Below are 17,809 nucleotides of genomic sequence, written 5' to 3' on the forward strand. Positions count from 1 at the left end.
TATTGGTCTCCATAAAATGAAAATACCACAGCTTAAATGACTGTGGTAGACCCAAATTTTTATACTTTCTTATCTTTTAAAAAAAGCCCCTAAATATAAGGGGCTCATTCACTCAAGTAATAACTTCAACTTGTCCGCTTTCTGTAATTACAACAGTATGATAACTATAAAACGGAGACATATCTGTAATATGTTCAGGCTGGTCATTCGATAACACATTCATATATTCATGATAAACTTCTGGATCCTTGATTAAATGATAATAATATAACTTTTGACCATCTAATTGATCAATATTTCTTAATACAAAACGTTCTTGAAAATGTTCGATAAACCACTCATGTGCCTCATTATATGAATGAAAAGTCGGCCTTTCATTTAATATTTTTTCAAAATCCATATGTTCCTCCTTAGCGAAAAGTTCTCTTTCACTAGTTTGAAGAAACATATTAATATTTATACCTAAATGAAAGTGAAAGGTATGACGAAAAAGAAACATTATCAAAAAGTGCTACTAGAGAAAAAACTCATCATTTCCATTATTGAAATGATGAGTTTTCCCTCTTTATAGAATGATCTATTATTTATCAATACTCATTTATAATATTGGTGATAACAATCGAGAAATCGACTCTTTAAACCTAATTTTTAATGGACGCTTTTTATATTCTTCGAGCGTTAATTCTTTACTCCATTTTAAATCTTCTTTAAAAATGCTAGAAAGTTTTTCGGCAATTTGTCTACTATAAATAAATGCATTAACTTCAAAGTTCAATTTAAAACTTCTTACATCAATATTTGCTGTTCCCACCGACGCTATTTCGTCGTCAACAACAATGGTTTTTGCATGTAAAAACCCATTATCATATATATAAACTTTTGCTCCAGCTTTTAATAGTTCACCTACATAGGAAAGAGTAGCCCAATAAACAAACATATGATCAGGTTTATTCGGAATCATTAAATGAACTTCCACACCCGATAATGCAGCAATTCTCAGTACATCTAATATACTTGCATCCGGAATAAAATAAGGGGTTTGAATATAGATAGATTTTTTTGCAGAACTAATCATTTTTATATACCCATTTTTTATTTGTTCCCACTCAGAATCCGGACCACTAGTAACGATTTGTAACGAAACATCACCATTTTCGACTGTATATGGAAAATACCTTTCTTCATAGTTAATATCATGACGAGTAGAGGCTTGGTTCCAGTCGAGAATAAATCTAGTTTGAATAGCCTTTACAGCCGTTCCCTTTATTCGCAAATGTGTGTCACGCCAATATCCAAATTTTTTGTCCTTTCCTAAATATTCATCTCCGATGTTAAATCCTCCAACATATCCGATCTTCCCATCGATAATAACTAGCTTCCTATGGTTCCGATAGTTTACTCGTAGGTTAATAAATGGAACTTTCGAAGGAAAGAAAACTTCTACCTCTCCACCAGCTTTTATAAGTGGACGAAATGCTTTCTTTTTAATCCTTCTAGATCCCATTTCATCGTACAAAACCCGTACTTTTACTCCTTCTTTTGCCTTCTTCGTTAATAATTCAATAAGCTTTACTCCTATTTGATCATCTCGAAAAATGTAATATTGGAGATGAATATGATCTTTTGCCTTCTCTACATCATGAAATAAAGATTCGAACTTTTCCTTCCCGTCATAAAAAATCTTTACATCATTATTTTGTGTTAAAATAGCCCCATTGTTGGCTAGTTGTAAATAAATCAAATCTTTATAAGCATTTGCATATTGATCTTTAAAAGGAAATGAATCACTTCGTAATTGTTGAATTTGCTCATTAATTAAATGTTCAATTCCAATTTTTTTTATATCTTCCCATTGGAATAGTTTTTCCCGTGTTAAATTTTGCCCAAAAATTAAATATAAAATAAAACCTAAAAATGGAATAAACGTTAGTACAAGTAACCAAGCCCAAGTTGCGCTTGCATCCTTTCTTTCTAAAAATAATATAATTCCTGCAAAGAAAAAGTTTAGTATAAATAAAATACTCAATAAAACCGTGAACATCAAAAAATCGCACCCATCTCTATATATAATGTTTGAATTACATTTATTGGGGTAAAGTATTTTTAGTTAAACCATCACTGTGTTTTACAACATACCCCAAAGGAAAAAATTTTTTACGAATAAATAGTATACACATGTCATATTCATGATAATACATGTAACTAATTTTTTGTCAAAAAAAGATGATTTTTTGAAGATACATACAATGACAAACTCCTCTTTTATTCTGCAAATTTTTGAAATCGATTGGAGGGAAAAAGATGCAAACTTCCTTTATTAAAAATCAACAATTTTTACAATCTATTCATTTTAAAAAACGAAGTAAAAAATTAAACAATAGTGTTTGGAATTATCCAGTCAATGACCTGATTGTCAAACTTTCAATTGATGGAATATTTACTTTCGTATCACCAGTAAGTTCTTTATTGCTAGGTTATTCCCCTGATGAAATGATCGGTAAACCAGCTGCTCAATTTATCCATCATGATGATGTAGAAAGACTTATAATTTTTTTACAAGAACTTAATTCCAAGCCAATAAAAAATGTTAACGAAACACAATTTGTTGAGAAGTTTCGCTTTATTAAAAAAGATGGAACGAGTGTATGGATGGAAGTTGTTATTTCGATAATATTTCATCATATAACTAAACATCCTATCGAATTTGTTGGAATTATGAAAAGCATTATCGGAAATAAAAAGCATGAAGAAATGTTATTACAAAACGAAAAACTATCGGTTGTCGGCCAATTAGCTGCAGGCATTGCGCATGAAATTAGAAACCCATTAACATCGTTAAAAGGGTTTATTCAGTTGATGAAATCAGACAATGGTTGTAAAAAACAATATCTAGAAATCATGGAATCAGAAATAGAGAGAATTGATTCTATTTCCAAAGAGTTAATGATACTAGCAAAACCAAATAAAAATCAATATCAAGTAACGGATTTAGAACCAATTTTATTGGACTGTATTTCTCTATTAGAAGGAGAGGCTTTTTATAAAAGAATAGATTTAAAAATTGATATTGAAGAACGTTTATTTCCTATTTATTGTGATGAACAAAAAATTAAACAAGTATTTATAAACATTATAAAAAATGCTATTGAATCCATGGATAAGCCTGGAAAAATAACGATTGAATTGAAAGAAAAGAATAATCAAGCCGTTATATCCATTACGGATGAAGGGTGTGGAATTCCAAAAGAATATATTTCACATCTAGGAAAACCATTTTTTACAACAAAATCTAATGGGAACGGTTTAGGTTTAATGATGTGTTATAAAATCATTGAAGAACATAACGGTACAATTTCCGTTCAAAGTGAACCCGGCATAGGAACAACTTTCTACATATACCTGCCATTAAATTATGACCATCATTAAAATTATATAGTAAAATCGATGAATATTGGAATAATATTTTAATAAACTCACTAACCTAAAGGATAAGCGGAATAAAAAGTAGCTAATTTTCCGAACTTAATAGAGAAATTAAACCATCCATATGATCAATCGATCGGCTTTATGTTAAGTATAACCCTACAGTTTATTATCTATATCCAAATTTGCAAAAATGTAATTTACGGTGTACGATAATTATGTATGTATATTAAAGGAGATGACCTTAATGAATCTAGGGTTTGGTGAAATCGTACTCATCCTATTAGTTGCATTATTAATATTTGGTCCATCCAAACTTCCTAAATTAGGTAGAGCCGCTGGCGAAACATTACACGAGTTCAAAAAAGGTATGAAAGAAGTTATTGAAGACGATGCAGATAAAACAAAAAAATAATAAAATGAATCTCCCACTATTGGGAGATTTTTTGTTTGTTAAGGAAATTATGAATGTTTTTAATGAATATCTTTCTTTTTAAATCTTCCTCCGCGAACTTCAACAATATTTGCAATGGCTAAAAAGGCATCTTTATCAATTTCTTCAACAATTTTTCTTAACTTTGCCTCTTCAAGTCTTGTAACTACACAAAAAATAACTTTTTTATCATCACCGGTATATGCTCCTTCTCCCTTTAAATATGTAACCCCTCTACCTAAACGAGCAAGTAGGCTTTCACCAATTTCTTTATATTTCTCACTAATGATCCACGCAGATTTCGATTCATCCAATCCTTCAATGACAATGTCTATCGTTTTATAGGCAATGAAATAGGCAATCATTGAATACAATGCACGATCGAGCCCGAACACTAAACCCGCTGAAGCAAATATAAATAAATTAAAAAACATAATCATTTCTCCAACGGAAAAAGGGAGTCTTTTATTAAGGAGGATGGCTAAAACTTCAGTACCGTCAAGGCATCCACCATATCGAATAACAAGACCAACACCTGCACCAAGAACTATTCCACCGAAAACCGTCGATAATAATAAATCATTTGTAAATGCAGGGAAATTATGTAGAAAGACGGTAGTTATAGAGAGTACGGAAATTCCTAATAATGTGGATAAAGCAAACGTTTTCCCGATCTGTTTATACCCTAAATAGAAAAAAGGAATATTAAGTATAAAAATATAAATTCCTAGTTTTATTCCTGAAATATGGGATAGAATAATAGATATTCCAACAATTCCACCATCTAGTATTTTGTTAGCGACTAAAAATTCTTCTAGACCTACTCCCATTAAAATAGATCCGATAATGATAAAAAAGATCCTTTTTGATAGCTCCATTTTCGTTAATTTCTTACTAAAATGTTGTTGAACAATTTCAGCTTCTGACATATACCATCCTCCCATTTTCATATGATAAAATGTTCATTCTAAATTCGCTCTTTTATTATAACTCTAATTTTTCTATAAAAAAATAACCCTTAATTTGAATTACTTAATTTTTCTTTATTTTTCGAATAAAAAAATTTCGTACTTACCTGTGTATAATGTGTTTTTTATTGCTACTATAATTCATAATTTTTTAGCTCGGCTCGCAGTGGCTTGCGAACGACTCACTCCTTCCCCTACGATAAGTCAACATCGGCTCGTCCCTCGCCGTGTTTCCTTTATCTCAGTGCAGGAGTGCCTCCCGTTCGTTCGCCACTATACGCTCGCCTCCGCTTTTCTATTCATAAATCATTTTTTTGGTGATTCCGCCATCGATGATGATGTTTTCTCCGGTTATAAAGTTGTTGTTTTCGTCTGTTAAGAATAAACATAGTCGAGCAATATCTTCAGGTTTTCCTACTCGTTTTGAAAAATGTTGTTGATGGTCAATTTCGCTAAGTTGGGAGTAGTCACCTGTTTCAATCCAACCTGGTGAAATGCAATTCACTGTAATTTTCCATTCACTTAATGACGCTGCTAATGCATGGGTAATGGAAATGATTCCGCCTTTTGTTGCAGCATACGCTTCTGAATGAGGTTCCGACATAAATGCTCGAGTGGAAGCTATATTAACTATAGAACCACCGTTTTTATTCATTTTCATATATTTTGCTGCTTCTCTTGAACATAGAAAAACACTTCGTAAATTTGTATTTATAACATCATCCCATTCATCCATCGTTACTTCCAGCGGAGATTTAAACAATCCTTTCCCAGCATTGTTAATTAAAATATCAATTGTTCCATATTTTTCTTTTGTTCTTCTCATTAAGTGGATAATATCCTCTTCTTTCTTTACATCGGTATGAATAAAAGTCGCTTCTATTGTTTTTTCTAATTCTTCCCCATGCTTCTCATCAATATCTGCAATAACAACATTCGCCCCTTTTTCTCGATAATGGGTAACAATCGATTTTCCAATACCGTTTGCTCCACCTGTAACAATAACGGTCTTTCCTCGAAAAACCATAAATATCTGCCCCCTTTTATACGAATAACAACCAAATATATAAACCCAATAATGTAATAAATAACGTCGGAATTGTTAAGATTATCCCAGTTTTAAAATACGTTCCCCATGAAATCTTTACACCTTTTGTTGCTAATACGTGGAGCCATATTAATGTTGCTAATGACCCAATCGGAGTAATTTTTGGTCCTAAATCCGATCCAATGACATTCGCATAAATCAATGCTTCTCTTATGACACCACTAGTTGTTGTATCGGCGATTGCTAATGCGTCAATCATTACTGTAGGTAAATTATTCATTATGGATGAGAGAATTGCTGCAATAAAACCCATTCCAATCGTTGCCGAAAACAAACCTTGATTGGCAAAAAATTGAATAATGTCAGTTAAAATGTTTGTTAAACCTACATTTTTCAATCCATACACGACTACATACATTCCGATAGAAAAGAAAACAATCGCCCATGGAGCACTTTTCACAACTCTTCTACTATTTACGACCGGACTTTTATGAGCCAAATATAAAAAGATGATCGCAATTATACCCGCAATAATAGAAACAGGTACTCTTGTAAACTCACTGGCGAAATACCCCATTAATAATATTCCTAATACAATCCAAGAAAAACGAAACATATTTTGATCACGAATTGCAGCACTCGGTTTTTTCAACTGACTAATATCATAATCTTTTGGTATGCTTTTTCTGAAAAATACATATAAAACTACTATACTTGAAAGCATGGAAAACATATTTGGTACAATCATTCTAGAAGCATACTCTACAAAATGAATATTAAAAAAATCAGCTGAAACGATATTGACTAAGTTACTAATAATAAAAGGCAACGAAGTAGTGTCTGCAATAAATCCACTTGCCATGATAAAAGGAAATACCATTTTTTCTGTAAAGTTAAGATTTCGTACCATGGCAAGAACAATCGGTGTTAAGATTAATGCTGCACCATCATTAGCAAATAGTGCTGATACCATTGCTCCAAGGATTGTTACATAGACAAACATTCGAACGCCATTTCCATTCGCCGCCTTAGCCATATGTAATGCAGCCCACTCAAAAAATCCAATATCATCTAATATCAATGAAATTATTATGATTGCAATAAACGTAAGCGTTGCGTTCCAAACAATCGCTGTCACATCTAGAACATCTTGTATGTTAACAACACCCACTAATAGAGCTAAGACTGCCCCACCCATTGCTGACCAGCCAATAGACAACCCTTTAGGTTGCCAAATAACGAATACTAATGTAAGTAAAAAGATCAAAGATGCCAAAATCGTTTCTGTCAATAAACTCCCTCCAAGTAATCTATCGTTCACTTAAACTATTAATTTCAATCCTTTTAATAGAGAAAAATAAAAAAAGATTCCAACTTAAATAATAATGAACTTCTGACCATTTTAGCAAAAAAAAATTAAATAGATTGAAAAACAATCTATTTAACTCTTCAATAGTATTTAATTACAGACACCATGTGGGCTAGGACAACCGTTTACTTCTTTTTCAACTTGTAATGTGCTATGTTCAATTTCGTATTGATCGTGCAAAATATTTTGAGCTAACCGAAGAATTTCATCATGGTCACCCATTTCATCTATAGTTAAATGACAAATTAACATTGGTACACCCGAAGTTAATGACCAAATATGCAAATCATGCACGTCTAAAACATGAGGAATCTTTAATAAAGAGTCTTTTACAGATTCTATTTCAATATTGAATGGAACTCCCTCCATTAATATATGAAAGGATTCCTTCGTTACTCTCCATCCGCTAATCAATACTAAGATGGCAACAACGATACTTGCAATAGGGTCAGCAATTCCCCAATCAAAAAAATAAATAAGTAAAGCAGCTATAATAGCTCCTAAGGAACCTAGAAGATCTCCAATGACATGAAGAAAGGCACTACGAATATTTAAATTCTCATCTTTATCACCACTCATAAGGATCCATGCAACAACAATATTTATAATTAATCCAACTGTTGAAATGGTTAGCATCCCTAAACTTTCTACATGAAAAGGATTCGTAAATCGACGAAACGCCTCAACAAAAATATAAAGGGATATTCCGATTAAAGTGATACCATTTATCGAAGCTGCAATCATTTCAAATCTCCGATAACCAAAAGTCTTCTTAGAAGTAGCTTTCCTCTCCCCAAGTTTTATGGCAAATAAACTTAACCCTAATGCAAATGCGTCACTAAACATATGCCCTGCATCCGAAATTAATGCTAAACTATTCGTTAATATTCCCCCAATAACTTCAACTACCATAAATATTACAATTAAAAAAAATGAAATCATAAGCGCTCTTTTATTTTCATTATGATTATGTGAGTGATTATGTTGATGACCCATCTTCATTCTCCTTTAATAATTATATATGAACATATATTCATATATATTATGAACGAAATACATTAATGGTTCAAGTCCTTGAGGAAAAAATCAAACGAATTTTAATAAAAATAATTAAAATATATCATTCATACTACTTCACCCAAATATCTCGAGAAAAAAATACCACAGTAAAATACTGTAGTATCAAAAGCACACTTATATTATAAATATTTCCTATGCACCGTCTTTCCATCATACGTAAATAAGATTTCTTTATTTTCAACTACCGTTTCCATATGAACTGTGCGGCCCCACAATTTATAAATATAAGGCAATACTTTTTCTAAATATTTTATATCTAATTCGATCCCTTCATACCAGTGCTTTAAATACAATTCTCCATTTCGCATATAGTCTCCATCATTGACAGTAATGTATGGAAATCCACCGTTTACTCTCATATTGACGAGTTGGTCACGAACGTTTTCCCAATCTCTATCTACAATTTTGTATTCTTTTCCTTGTTTTTGGAATAAATACATATCTTCTCTCAGTACAAGGTCTTTCGTTAAATAATTTCTTAAGAAAGAAATATCTGATTCAAGTTCGCGAACTTCAAAAATTTTTTCTCTTCCTTTCCCTTTTTGGAACCCACGTTTTAACATTTCTTCTGTTGGATTGTTATACCTTTCTTCAATATCTTCAAAGATTTTCAAACCTAAATAATAAGGATTAATGCTGGTACGTGAAGGCTGAACAACATTTGCATTAAGTTTTGCGAACTCAATCGCTTCATCACTCGTTAAGTCCATTTCCCTTAAAATACGTTGATGCCAATACGAAGCCCAGCCTTCGTTCATAATTTTCGTTTCTAGCTGTGGCCAAAAATATAACATTTCCTCACGTATCATAGTCATAATGTCTCTTTGCCATTCGGAAAGTTCACGACTATATTGAATAATAAATAAAAGGAGATCTTTTTCTGGTTGTGGAGGAAATTTATTTCTTTTCTTTTTCACAACGGGCTTCTTTTTGTCTTTTTTATCCAATTCCCATAAGTCATCGTACGGAGTGGAAGGTTTCTCATTGACCGCGATCTCTTCTTCCTCATTTAATTCCCATGATAAAGAATTTCGTAATAAAGAAGGGTCGATATGTTCTTCGATTGCTAATACAGCATCTAAAAATTCTTCCACTTCTTTTTTACCATATTGGATCTCATAACGACGGATCCGTTCCGCCGTTGAAGCCATACTTTCAACCATATCTCTTTTTGTATTTTGAAAACGAACATTATTTTTGAAAAAATCACAATGGGCAAGCACGTGGGCAACAATTAATTTATTTTGGATTAAGGAGTTTGAATCTAAAAGGAAGGCGTAACATGGATTGGAATTAATGACTAATTCATAAATTTTGCTTAATCCCAAATCGTAATGAAGCTTCATTTTATGAAATTGCTTTCCAAAACTCCAATGAGAAAATCGAGTAGGCATTCCGTAAGCACCAAATGTATAAATAATGTCAGCTGGACAAATTTCATACCTCATCGGATAAAAATCTAGCCCAAAACCTTGCGCAATCTCAGTTATCTCTTCAATCGCACGATCCAAAGCTTTTCGTTCATCATCGCGCATCATCTTTTTCCCTCCCTACTTATTTTTCAATGTATGTAAGGAAGAGGGAAAAGATGATTTCCTAGGTATGAAGATGTTATAGATAAAATTTCTTTTACTCAAAATAATGTAAACATAACAAGGAACCAAGTTGGTTGCCTTTAATCAAGAGGATTGTTCTTTTACCGTTAATTGAATTAACCGATTATTTGCTAAAGAATGTTGAATGGTTACAATGACAAAAGTTGGTCGATTGTTTTGCATAACTTCAAATTTAAAAGAATCTTTAACCTCTTGATCTGAAACCTTTTCACGTCCTAAATATTCATAATCTGCAACTTTTTGATCTGGGTAGTCTTCTTTCACGACAGCAATTGCTATTCTTCCATATTTCGCGTAATCCGGTTGTTGTGCATAAGCTTGTTGATGGGAAATCTATACGAGAAAAAGTGCTAACAAACCAAAATAAATTCGTCTCATTTTCGAAAATATACCCCCTTCAGTCTTTTTCCTTATCATTTTCTCCACAGATTTCCATCTTATGTATGTATAGCTTATTATTGAAAATACTTTGCTTCGTTCGCCAAATATATCCCGACATATTGATTCCGTTTCCATTCTTCATAGATTTCATGAAAAGATGGAGGAAGTTCTTTTTTAAATGTTCCAATCTCAATAGTAAATGCTGGTCTTCCATAATGATCAATAAACCAATCTGTAAACCCAGCTCCATATGATTCTTGCGGCGGATCAGCTAATTTGTAGGAAGTTAATTGAGCAAGTTTTTTTGCAATCGAATAGTCTCTTTTCACATTTTGTTTTTGTCCATAATTCCAATAAATCACTCTTCCTGTTGAATGATAGGAAACTGCCATAATCGGTTGTGTTTCTTCAATAAAATCAACCAATTTCTTGACTTCTAACGCTTGGAAAGGTTTTGTTCCCTTATAATTTTTTGGACCTGGTCTCTCTCTGGACGGAACTTCATTCCAGCCAGCGGGATACTGTCTGTTCAAATCAATTCCTATAGCATTTGCTTTCCAAGTTGTAAAATCTGTACTTCCATCATTTAAATATATCGCATACGATTTCCAAACAAATGATAGAAAATGTAATCCACCTTGTTGAAGCATTACACCATCAGGATTAATTTGAGGAATAAACCATATGGATACTTCATGAAAAACGTTTGAATCAAATGGACCAATGTTCGTATGTTTAGAATATGCATCTGCATATTGCTCCAACATATTCATTAAAAGAAATGTAGTCATCCATTCCCTTGCATGATGAGCCCCAATGAATACTATATTTCGTTTTCCTTTACCTAATTTAATGGCAAACAAATCATTTCCTAATGTCGATTTTCCAATGGAAGTAACTTGAATGTTTCCACGATATTTTTTCTGTATTTTTTCAATATCTTCCGTCAAATCGTAATAAGAATATGGAATTTTATATTGTACAATCTTTTCCTCGCCTACAAACGGATGGAATAGTATGGAAAACATTAACGCTAATTTTATCAATGGTATCACCTATAATTAGGCTTACCTACATTTCTTGGAGTAATCATGAAATATACTGGAAATATAAAACGGGTTATTATTCATTGGCTGTTAACTTTTTCAGAGAAAACAACAAAATAGATGTGACATACTATTAGTACTCCTTACAAAGGAGGCTGATCATAGATGAATAAAGCAGATTATGACCGCGCCCTTTATTATACTCATCGTTCACAATGGGATAATTTATTAATATTAATGGTCCGGACGAACGATGATTTTTTATCAAAAAAAATTGAACAATTTCTCCATGCTTATCATTTCGAAAAGAATTATTCCGTTATTGAAAAAAAATTATATAATTTGCTTCAATACATTGACCATGCAAATGAGACAGCAACAACCATTCAAGAAGAATCATTATACACATACGTTTAAATCGGCGGAAATACGGAAGAAACAAGTGAAGCGAGTGCTTAACTAGCACTCGTTATTTTTATTGAAAGATGTTCGATTATTTTCTATGATAGAGAAAATGAATTTTTTTTGAATTCAAGTTTTTTCTAATCCTTTGTTAAAAAAAATATGATATAAATGAATCAGTACATAATGGAGGATTTGTATGGAAAAACGAAGAATAAAATTGGATAATAGTCTGTTTTTAGCTTGGGGAACATCTGTTATTGCTATGGCTGGCAGTCTTTACTTTTCAGAAATAAAACAATATGAACCATGTGAGTTATGCTGGTATCAACGCATTCTTATGTATCCGTTAGTTATTCTTTTACTCATTGCTTACATGAAAAAAGACTTTAAAATATCCCTTTACACTTCTGTATTATCTGGAATTGGAGCATGCATCTCTCTTTATCATTATTTAATCCAAAAGGTTACGTTTTTTTCTGAAACTGCACCAGCATGTGGGAGAGTCCCTTGTACAGGACAATATATAAACTGGGGCGGATTTATTACTATTCCTTTTTTAGCATTAACAGCATTTATAATAATTTTTATTTTATCTTTGTACATGTTGAAGAATATAAAGGAGGACTAACTTTTGAAAAAAATCATCGTCTTTTTAGCCATTATTGTTCTTATATTTTCCGGCTTATATTTCGTAAATCAATACCAAAATAGTGAAAAATTAAAAAACAATCCATACGACAAAGAAAATCTAAAACAATCCACCATTGATTTATTGGATGATCCAAATTACCAAAATATTGTTTTACCAAGTGATTTAGAAGAAAAAATTCAAAGTGGTAATCCTGTAACGGTTTATTTCTTCTCTCCAGAATGTCCGCATTGTAAAAAAGCAACACCAATATTAGCACCTTTAGTTAAAGATATGGGGATTGATTTGTTGCAATATAACATTTTAGAGTATGAGCAAGGCTGGAATGATTATAACATTACAGCTACACCTACAATCATACATTTTGAAAATGGGAAGGAACAGGCTAGATTTACAGGGGCAGCATCTAAAGCTGAATATGAAGCTTGGCTAAACGAACATGTAAAAAAATAATAAAATTTTGTTACATTTAATACAAAAGACTTCAATAAATCGCGTCAAACGATTTATTGAAGTCTTTTTATATTAAATATTCATTATCAGGTTTAGAATACTGACTAAGTCTCATTTCTTTTAATGGATATTGAAAATGCTTCATTTTGAAAGGAAAATGTATTCCATACCGCTCTAATCGTTGAACATTTTTTTCAAACATGACTTTGTATTTTTCACGTTCTTGTTCGTCTACCATTTCAATTATTGATATAATAGTTTGCAGACTGCTTATGATTTCAAAAGAATTTTTTAAAATACTAATTTGTTCATTATTGAATCGGATATCAAGGATGTTTAATGATGAGAATTGTTCAATTTCTTCATCCGTAAAAAAATCAGGAAACAATGAAGTGTATAAATAATCAACTAATGAAAGAATGTATTGTTCCTGCTCCGGTGTTGATGCCGTAACAATTTTCATAATCACACAACTTTCTGTCATTTAATTGTAATCCATTTATCATAATTAACATTAGAATAACATATGGACAAATGGAATTTATGTGGTAATTAAAGGAACAGACTTGAGGTGATATTTTGATAATAACGAGGAAAAATGGAAAATACCTAGATTTAACTGTACCGAAACAATGGGAAGGGTTGACTATTGAGCAAATATTTCGAGATCTCTGGAGGGCACCAAAAAAGATTATTCATCAGTTTAGAATGGATAAATCAGTGTTGGTAAACGGTGAAATTGCGTCATTTCATTATAAATTGATTAGCGATGATATTTTACAAATTCCTTTATTTATTGATGAAGACTCGGGAATACCTCTTACCCCAATGAATATACATATACTTTATGAAGATGATCATCTCATCATTGTAAATAAACCTCCAAGTATAAGTACCCACCCTAATGAGAAGAAGGAAACGAATACATTATTAAACGGTGTATCTTATTATTTATTTCAAAAGGGCGAAAAACGACACGTTCGACAAATCCATCGTTTAGATAAAGATACTACTGGTGCTATATTATTCGGAAAACATGCATTGATTACAGCTATGCTAGATCAAATGCTATCAGAGAGAAAAATAAAGCGAACATATATGGCTATTGTACATGGAAAATTAAAAAAGAAAAAAGGAACGATTCACGCAAAAATTGGACGAGACCGACATCACCCCACAAAAAGAAGAGTTTCACCAACAGGACAAGATGCGATTACTCATTATGAGGTGTTAAACTACAACGATAAAAAAAATACTACACTTATTACATGCACTTTAGATACGGGAAGAACTCATCAAATACGTGTCCACTTAAGTTCTATAGGACATCCATTAGTCGGTGATCGATTATATGGTGGAAAACCTGACGTACAAAGACCTGCCCTTCATGCCAAATTTTTGGAATTTGTACATCCTATAACTTTGGAATACATACGTGTTGAAGCTCCATTTATTGATCATCCTCCAATTTTTCCATAAGAGAGGTTAAAAAGGTTTAATAACCGTCTAGGGATTGGTGCTTGCCAATCCCTATCTATTTACTATTTCATTCCTGATTTTATGGCAGCAGCGACAGAAACGGTTCTTTTTGCTTGATGAGCAACTGCCGCTTTGACATCTTCTTTCATTTTCCCATCCTCACCTACTGTAACACTCGTCCCATAAGGATTTCCTCCTGCGGCAAATGTTACCGGATCAGTATAACCAGGTGGTACGATAATAGCCCCCCAATGAGCCATTGATGTATATAAAGCGAGGATGGTCGCTTCATGCCCCCCATGTAAATTGCTTGCAGAACTCATGGCACTTACAACTTTATTCACTAATTTCCCTTGTGCCCATAAACCACCTGTTTGATCTAAAAATTGCTTAAATTGCGATGGAACGTTTCCGAATCGAGTAGGTGTACTGAAAATGATGGCATCTGCCCATTCTAAGTCTTCGTTTGTAGCTTCAGGTATATGTTTTGTTTCATCAAAATGTTTTTTCCAAGCCTCATTCGTTGCTATTGCGGACTCGGGAGCAAGCTCTTTCACTTTGCGTATACGAACTTCCGCACCAGACTCTCTTGCAGCTTCCTCTGCCCATTTGGCTAATTGATAGTTTGTACCTGTTGAACTATAGTAAATAATAGATAGGTTCACTTTTGTCATACGATCATCCTTTCTTAATGTAAATTTTGTTCTATAATTATTTCTCCTATTTCAAACTTGTATATGCATAAGTAATTAAAAAAGCTCAAATAAAAAAGCCTGTACTTCTGTACAGACGAAAAATATTAGAATTGAAAATTATCTGGATCCTTACCATAGCGCTGATTTTTATTTAATCGATTAATTTCTTCCATATCTTCATAGCTTAATTCAAAGTCAAATATATCCGCATTTTCTTTTATTCTCTCTAATTTAACAGATTTAGGAATGATTACTATATCTTGTTGTAAATGCCAGCGTAAAACGACCTGTGCAGGAGACTTTCCATATTTTTGACCAATTTCAGCAAGAATTGGTTCATCTAATAGTCTAGCTCTCGCAAGTGGAGACCATGCTTCTATTTGAATGCCATGTTGTTGACAGAATTGGCGAAGTTCCAGTTGTGAAAAATGTGGATGCAGTTCTACCTGATTTATAGCAGGTTTTACTTTACATTGTTCAAATATGTCCTGTAGATGATGAATCTGAAAATTACTTACACCAATGGCTCGAACTTTTCCTTCCTCATATATTTTTTCTAATGCTTTCCAAGTTTCTATATATTTCCCTTTTACTGGCCAATGAACTAAATATAAATCTATGTAGTCTAGATTCAATTTTTCTAAACTCGTTTCAAATGCTTTTAGTGTAGAATCATATCCTTGATCTGTATTCCAAACTTTTGTCGTTACAAATATTTCTTCACGTGGAATTCCACTTTCTCTAATTGCTTTTCCTACACCCGCTTCATTTTGATAAAATGCTGCGGTATCGATAGAACGATAACCAACATTCAACGCATACTTTACAACTTCTTCTACCTGTTTTCCCTCATCTACTTTGTAGACACCTAGGCCAAAAAAAGGCATCTCTACTCCGTTATTTAATGTTACAGTATCATTGATTGTTCTCACCCAATCCACTCCCATTCTCTATGTAATCTATGCCTTACATGTTAGTTTTTTCAGTAACACTCTCTTATCTTCCATAGAGTATTTTTTCTGAATCTTTATTCAAAAATTTTACCATAAAAAAGAGGATGTTTTAACCATCCTCTTATCATTTTTATTCTCTTTTCACAACTGCATGTCCGCCAAATTCATTACGAAGCGCTGCCACGATTTTACCCGAGAATGTATCGTTTTCCAATGATCGGTAGCGCATCATTAAAGAAAGTGCAATGACTGGGGCAGCTGTTTGAAGATCAAGAGCCGTTTCCACCGTCCATTTTCCTTCCCCAGAAGAATGCATAACTCCTTTAATACTTGAAAGTTTAGCATCTTTCGAAAATGCATTTTCCATTAATTCCATTAACCAAGAGCGAATAACTGATCCATGATTCCATACTCTTGAAACTTTTTCATAATCATATTCGAATTGACTTTTTTCCAAAATCTCAAACCCTTCAGCAATCGCCTGCATCATTCCATATTCAATTCCATTGTGAACCATTTTTAGGAAATGACCACTGCCAAGTTCCCCTGTATATAAATATCCATTTTCTACAGAAATATCTTTAAAAATAGGCTCAATCATTTTAAAAATCTCTTGATCTCCACCAATCATCGTACAAGCCCCGTGCCTTGCGCCGTCTGTCCCCCCGCTAGTTCCACAATCAAAAAAATATATTCCTTTTTCCTCTAGTTTTCGTCCTCTTTGAAGTGTTTCTTTATAATTTGAGTTCCCTCCATCAATTAAAATGTCACCGGCTTGCATATATGTATAAGCTTCATTGATAACCTGCTCAGTAATTTCTCCAGCCTGAACCATACACCAAATGATTCTTGGTTTCGGAAGTTTTTCCACCAATTCTTTTATAGATGATGAACCTTCAGCACCATATTCAACTGCTTTTTGGACGGATTCTTCATTTACATCATAGACCACTACTTCATGATGATGGTCGAGTAAATTGAACGTTAAATTTAATCCCATTTTTCCTAATCCTATCATCGCAAGTTTCATAATGTTATCCTCCTATTGATCAATTCTTTTATTAGTTTTTACATTATAACAGGAATTTTGCACAAATTTTTTAAAATAAAAAAGACAATTGGTTTCTTTCTAGTTATGAACCAATTGTCTGCTCTACTTCCTCCTATTATGCATTCATATTTGTCCTATTGTTTTTATTTTACGTTGATAGTTTTCTTTTTTCCATTTTATCTACACTTTCAACTACATAGATGGGAAAGTCTACATTATCCTTAATTATTTTTTCCTAAACAGTCCTGCTTCTCTTGCCGCATCAATACTCTTTTGTGCAAATTCAAACGGATCTCCTACATTTTCCCAATGAATGTACATTAATCGAGGTTCATCAAACAACCAATGGTTGTGTAGTGCAGTAACGATTAATCCTCTTTTTCTCAATTCAGAAATAAACGGGTTAATTTCTTTCTGTAAGATTACTGTCTCACCAAGATTTAAAGTACGCCCTTTTTTATTATCTTCAAATGAAAGAGCAAATGGTAGTGCAAGTGGGGATTGTGTTCGACGACCTAGTATTTGTGCATTAATATTTCTAAGACGTTGAACAACACATACTGGAGAAGATGTTATGACTTCTCCCCCTATAATATTGGCTAGTTTTTGGCATGTCGAAATTTTATTATGTTTTTTTCTATCAAAAGCTTCATCAAGATTATGATCATTTCTTATAGAACCATACATTATACGATCCCAAAATGGATTCATCCTATTCACCTCCATTTCGCTAATAATATATTCATTTAAGAAGGACAAG

The 17,809-nt window shown here is 32.7% G+C and carries 20 protein-coding genes; 6 read left to right on the forward strand and 14 right to left on the reverse strand.

Annotation, left to right across the window (positions count from 1 at the left end; genetic code table 11):
- Nucleotides 1–112 precede the first annotated feature (112 nt).
- Complete coding sequence (locus AC3ASS_RS04865) at nucleotides 113–400, reverse strand: hypothetical protein (protein ID WP_488282389.1); 288 nt, start codon at nucleotides 398–400, stop codon at nucleotides 113–115.
- 198 nt (nucleotides 401–598) lie between these two features.
- Nucleotides 599–2,041: a cardiolipin synthase gene (gene cls / locus AC3ASS_RS04870; protein WP_488282432.1), complete on the reverse strand. Its 1,443-nt coding sequence runs from the start codon at nucleotides 2,039–2,041 to the stop codon at nucleotides 599–601.
- 260 nt (nucleotides 2,042–2,301) lie between these two features.
- Between cls and AC3ASS_RS04875 the strand changes: the two genes are divergently transcribed.
- Together AC3ASS_RS04875 and tatA are read left to right on the forward strand one after the other, a co-directional pair.
- Complete coding sequence (locus AC3ASS_RS04875; protein ID WP_488282390.1) at nucleotides 2,302–3,426, forward strand: ATP-binding protein; 1,125 nt, start codon at nucleotides 2,302–2,304, stop codon at nucleotides 3,424–3,426.
- A 244-nt stretch (nucleotides 3,427–3,670) separates the two neighbouring features.
- Nucleotides 3,671–3,838 (forward strand): twin-arginine translocase TatA/TatE family subunit, encoded by a 168-nt coding sequence (tatA, locus tag AC3ASS_RS04880; RefSeq protein ID WP_488282391.1) that lies wholly within the window; start codon nucleotides 3,671–3,673, stop codon nucleotides 3,836–3,838.
- Nucleotides 3,839–3,897: 59 nt separating this feature from the next.
- On the opposite strand, the gene AC3ASS_RS04885 is transcribed toward tatA, so the two are convergent.
- From AC3ASS_RS04885 to AC3ASS_RS04915, 7 genes are all read right to left on the reverse strand, one after another.
- The gene (locus AC3ASS_RS04885; protein WP_488282392.1) at nucleotides 3,898–4,785 is read right to left on the reverse strand and encodes a YitT family protein; all 888 of its coding nucleotides are present in this window, start codon (nucleotides 4,783–4,785) and stop codon (nucleotides 3,898–3,900) included.
- Nucleotides 4,786–5,119: 334 nt separating this feature from the next.
- A complete protein-coding gene (locus AC3ASS_RS04890; protein WP_488282393.1) occupies nucleotides 5,120–5,851 on the reverse strand; it encodes a glucose 1-dehydrogenase in 732 nt (243 codons plus the stop codon).
- 16 nt (nucleotides 5,852–5,867) lie between these two features.
- Complete coding sequence (locus tag AC3ASS_RS04895) at nucleotides 5,868–7,163, reverse strand: arsenic transporter (protein WP_488282394.1); 1,296 nt, start codon at nucleotides 7,161–7,163, stop codon at nucleotides 5,868–5,870.
- A 168-nt stretch (nucleotides 7,164–7,331) separates the two neighbouring features.
- A complete protein-coding gene (locus tag AC3ASS_RS04900) occupies nucleotides 7,332–8,237 on the reverse strand; it encodes a cation diffusion facilitator family transporter (protein WP_488282395.1) in 906 nt (301 codons plus the stop codon).
- A 203-nt stretch (nucleotides 8,238–8,440) separates the two neighbouring features.
- Nucleotides 8,441–9,856: a SpoVR family protein gene (locus tag AC3ASS_RS04905; RefSeq protein ID WP_488282433.1), complete on the reverse strand. Its 1,416-nt coding sequence runs from the start codon at nucleotides 9,854–9,856 to the stop codon at nucleotides 8,441–8,443.
- 144 nt (nucleotides 9,857–10,000) lie between these two features.
- Nucleotides 10,001–10,270: a DUF3889 domain-containing protein gene (locus tag AC3ASS_RS04910; RefSeq protein ID WP_488282434.1), complete on the reverse strand. Its 270-nt coding sequence runs from the start codon at nucleotides 10,268–10,270 to the stop codon at nucleotides 10,001–10,003.
- 122 nt (nucleotides 10,271–10,392) lie between these two features.
- A complete protein-coding gene (locus AC3ASS_RS04915) occupies nucleotides 10,393–11,364 on the reverse strand; it encodes a M14 family zinc carboxypeptidase (protein ID WP_488282396.1) in 972 nt (323 codons plus the stop codon).
- A 165-nt stretch (nucleotides 11,365–11,529) separates the two neighbouring features.
- Between AC3ASS_RS04915 and AC3ASS_RS04920 the strand changes: the two genes are divergently transcribed.
- The 3 genes from AC3ASS_RS04920 to AC3ASS_RS04930 all read left to right on the forward strand — a co-directional run bounded on the left by AC3ASS_RS04920 (nucleotide 11,530) and on the right by AC3ASS_RS04930 (nucleotide 12,871).
- Nucleotides 11,530–11,781 (forward strand): YhdB family protein, encoded by a 252-nt coding sequence (locus tag AC3ASS_RS04920; RefSeq protein ID WP_488282397.1) that lies wholly within the window; start codon nucleotides 11,530–11,532, stop codon nucleotides 11,779–11,781.
- A 184-nt stretch (nucleotides 11,782–11,965) separates the two neighbouring features.
- Nucleotides 11,966–12,397 carry a disulfide oxidoreductase gene (locus AC3ASS_RS04925; protein ID WP_488282398.1) on the forward strand — a complete coding sequence of 144 codons (432 nt, stop codon included), beginning with the start codon at nucleotides 11,966–11,968 and terminating at the stop codon, nucleotides 12,395–12,397.
- A 3-nt stretch (nucleotides 12,398–12,400) separates the two neighbouring features.
- Nucleotides 12,401–12,871: a thioredoxin family protein gene (locus tag AC3ASS_RS04930; RefSeq protein WP_488282399.1), complete on the forward strand. Its 471-nt coding sequence runs from the start codon at nucleotides 12,401–12,403 to the stop codon at nucleotides 12,869–12,871.
- 67 nt (nucleotides 12,872–12,938) lie between these two features.
- Here the strand turns inward: AC3ASS_RS04930 and AC3ASS_RS04935 are convergent, their stop codons facing one another.
- Entirely contained in the window at nucleotides 12,939–13,355 is a 417-nt protein-coding gene (locus tag AC3ASS_RS04935) for a DUF5365 family protein (protein ID WP_488282400.1), read from the reverse strand.
- A 95-nt stretch (nucleotides 13,356–13,450) separates the two neighbouring features.
- Here AC3ASS_RS04935 and AC3ASS_RS04940 point away from each other — a divergent pair, with 95 nt between their 5' ends.
- Nucleotides 13,451–14,350: an RluA family pseudouridine synthase gene (locus AC3ASS_RS04940; RefSeq protein WP_488282401.1), complete on the forward strand. Its 900-nt coding sequence runs from the start codon at nucleotides 13,451–13,453 to the stop codon at nucleotides 14,348–14,350.
- Nucleotides 14,351–14,412: 62 nt separating this feature from the next.
- Here AC3ASS_RS04940 and wrbA read toward each other — a convergent pair whose 3' ends face one another.
- From wrbA to AC3ASS_RS04960, 4 genes are all read right to left on the reverse strand, one after another.
- Nucleotides 14,413–15,024, reverse strand: coding sequence for an NAD(P)H:quinone oxidoreductase (wrbA, locus tag AC3ASS_RS04945; protein WP_488282402.1), 612 nt, complete (start codon nucleotides 15,022–15,024; stop codon nucleotides 14,413–14,415).
- 125 nt (nucleotides 15,025–15,149) lie between these two features.
- Nucleotides 15,150–15,932: an aldo/keto reductase gene (locus AC3ASS_RS04950; RefSeq protein ID WP_488282435.1), complete on the reverse strand. Its 783-nt coding sequence runs from the start codon at nucleotides 15,930–15,932 to the stop codon at nucleotides 15,150–15,152.
- Nucleotides 15,933–16,128: 196 nt separating this feature from the next.
- Nucleotides 16,129–17,028: a phosphogluconate dehydrogenase (NAD(+)-dependent, decarboxylating) gene (gene gnd / locus AC3ASS_RS04955; RefSeq protein ID WP_488282403.1), complete on the reverse strand. Its 900-nt coding sequence runs from the start codon at nucleotides 17,026–17,028 to the stop codon at nucleotides 16,129–16,131.
- Between the two features lie 246 nt (nucleotides 17,029–17,274).
- Nucleotides 17,275–17,760, reverse strand: a complete 486-nt coding sequence (locus tag AC3ASS_RS04960) for a DUF1259 domain-containing protein (protein ID WP_488282404.1) — start codon at nucleotides 17,758–17,760, stop codon at nucleotides 17,275–17,277.
- Nucleotides 17,761–17,809: the final 49 nt, after the last annotated feature.

This window comes from Bacillus sp. JST-5 (assembly GCF_057747715.1).

What these genes read in the sequence shown, in the direction of transcription:
- AC3ASS_RS04885 (WP_488282392.1), bottom strand. Translation starts at nt 4,785, where the DNA reads ATGTCAGAAGCTGAAATTGTTCAACAACATTTTAGTAAGAAATTAACG.
- AC3ASS_RS04865 (WP_488282389.1), bottom strand. Translation starts at nt 400, where the DNA reads ATGGATTTTGAAAAAATATTAAATGAAAGGCCGACTTTTCATTCATAT.
- AC3ASS_RS04925 (WP_488282398.1), top strand. Translation starts at nt 11,966, where the DNA reads ATGGAAAAACGAAGAATAAAATTGGATAATAGTCTGTTTTTAGCTTGG.
- gnd (WP_488282403.1), bottom strand. Translation starts at nt 17,028, where the DNA reads ATGAAACTTGCGATGATAGGATTAGGAAAAATGGGATTAAATTTAACG.
- AC3ASS_RS04920 (WP_488282397.1), top strand. Translation starts at nt 11,530, where the DNA reads ATGAATAAAGCAGATTATGACCGCGCCCTTTATTATACTCATCGTTCA.
- tatA (WP_488282391.1), top strand. Translation starts at nt 3,671, where the DNA reads ATGAATCTAGGGTTTGGTGAAATCGTACTCATCCTATTAGTTGCATTA.
- AC3ASS_RS04875 (WP_488282390.1), top strand. Translation starts at nt 2,302, where the DNA reads ATGCAAACTTCCTTTATTAAAAATCAACAATTTTTACAATCTATTCAT.
- wrbA (WP_488282402.1), bottom strand. Translation starts at nt 15,024, where the DNA reads ATGACAAAAGTGAACCTATCTATTATTTACTATAGTTCAACAGGTACA.
- AC3ASS_RS04950 (WP_488282435.1), bottom strand. Translation starts at nt 15,932, where the DNA reads ATGCCTTTTTTTGGCCTAGGTGTCTACAAAGTAGATGAGGGAAAACAG.
- AC3ASS_RS04905 (WP_488282433.1), bottom strand. Translation starts at nt 9,856, where the DNA reads ATGCGCGATGATGAACGAAAAGCTTTGGATCGTGCGATTGAAGAGATA.
- AC3ASS_RS04890 (WP_488282393.1), bottom strand. Translation starts at nt 5,851, where the DNA reads ATGGTTTTTCGAGGAAAGACCGTTATTGTTACAGGTGGAGCAAACGGT.
- AC3ASS_RS04935 (WP_488282400.1), bottom strand. Translation starts at nt 13,355, where the DNA reads ATGACAGAAAGTTGTGTGATTATGAAAATTGTTACGGCATCAACACCG.
- AC3ASS_RS04900 (WP_488282395.1), bottom strand. Translation starts at nt 8,237, where the DNA reads ATGGGTCATCAACATAATCACTCACATAATCATAATGAAAATAAAAGA.
- AC3ASS_RS04960 (WP_488282404.1), bottom strand. Translation starts at nt 17,760, where the DNA reads ATGAATCCATTTTGGGATCGTATAATGTATGGTTCTATAAGAAATGAT.
- cls (WP_488282432.1), bottom strand. Translation starts at nt 2,041, where the DNA reads ATGTTCACGGTTTTATTGAGTATTTTATTTATACTAAACTTTTTCTTT.